This window comes from Psychrobacter sp. FME5, from assembly GCF_014861375.1.
In the GTDB taxonomy this organism is placed as follows: Bacteria; Pseudomonadota; Gammaproteobacteria; order Pseudomonadales; family Moraxellaceae; genus Psychrobacter.
This window is the reverse complement of record NZ_RRYX01000255.1, coordinates 1-690: the sequence shown is the minus strand read 5'-3', so window position 1 is coordinate 690 and position 690 is coordinate 1. Positions and strand designations below refer to the sequence as shown.

1 protein-coding gene is annotated in these 690 nt (G+C 43.3%); it reads left to right on the top strand.

Features of this window, described 5'->3' with window-relative positions:
• On the top strand, positions 1-690 hold a 690-nt coding region (locus tag EI161_RS14565; RefSeq protein ID WP_192529995.1), incomplete at both ends, for an iron chelate uptake ABC transporter family permease subunit.

The following is a 690-nucleotide window of genomic DNA, read 5'->3' as shown; positions in this document are numbered from 1 at the left end:
ACCAATATTTTATTGGGCGCTATTACTGCTTTATTATTGATTTATTATGCTGAAGAAACCTTAAACGTCATGGTTTGGGCTGCAGGCAGTCTCACGCAGAATAACTGGCAAGTATCTGCCGTATTAAGCATCGCTAGTGTGGTCGCCTTTATTAGCTTAATGCCTTTATTAAAACCATTAGAAATAATGAGCTTAGATGATAGGCAAGCCAAAAGCTTGGGCGTTCCTATCAACCTCATTCGTGGTTTGGTAGTAGGATTGGTGGCAATACTGACCGCCCTTGTCGTTAGTCGCGTGGGCCCTATTGGTTTTATTGGCTTAGGGGCTGCTACACTGGTGAATGTGTTTTCGGTACGGCGTATTGGTTACCGTTTGCTATTGGGTTATGTGTTTGGGGCACTGTTATTATGGATCACCAGTAATGCTACGACGCTGTTACAACATTATTTAAGCCTAAATATCCCCGCTGATGCAATGACGGCCATTCTTGGTGCCCCATTGGTGATATGGTTAATCGTGAGCCAAAGTCGTCAACATACCGATGAGGTTATTCCGACTTTAGTTTCAGAACGCCGTGACACTCATTTAATGGGTTGGAGTATCGCCTTAATACTGTTGCTCATAGGCGTACTTATCTTTACGGCTACTTCAAATGGCTGGCAGCTTAGTACGCTAGGACATTTAATTGTT